Source organism: Pseudomonas sp. HMSC057H01 (assembly GCF_001836405.1).
Classification (GTDB): Bacteria; Pseudomonadota; Gammaproteobacteria; order Pseudomonadales; family Pseudomonadaceae; genus Pseudomonas; species Pseudomonas aeruginosa.
In genome coordinates this window covers 27,485-27,788 of sequence record NZ_KV828522.1, presented here as the reverse complement: position 1 = coordinate 27,788, position 304 = coordinate 27,485, and the positions used below count along the sequence as shown (strand labels likewise).

Sequence of the window (304 nt, the reverse complement as noted above, 5' to 3'; positions counted from 1 at the left end):
GTGAAGCTCCAGTTGCCGCTGCCATCGGCGGTGACCTGGCCGATCGGGTTGCCGTTGCCGTCGGTGAGGATCACCGTGGCACCAGCCTCGGCGGTACCGGCGATCACGCTACCGTTGCTCGGATCGATCACCGGGGCTGCTGGCGCCAGCGAGTCGACGGTGGCGCTGGTGGGACTGCTGTTGTTGCCGGCGGCGTCCTGGGCCAGCGCATTGATCACCGTGCCATTGGCCAACGGCGTAGCGGGCGTGAAGGCCCAGTTGCCGCTGCCGTCGGCGGTGACCTGGCCGATCGGGTTGCCGTTGC

1 protein-coding gene is annotated in these 304 nt (G+C 69.1%); it reads right to left on the bottom strand.

The window, feature by feature from the left end; genetic code table 11:
* Positions 1-304 (bottom strand): Ig-like domain-containing protein (locus HMPREF2581_RS29685; protein WP_256565224.1); only part of this gene is annotated, 304 nt, incomplete at both ends.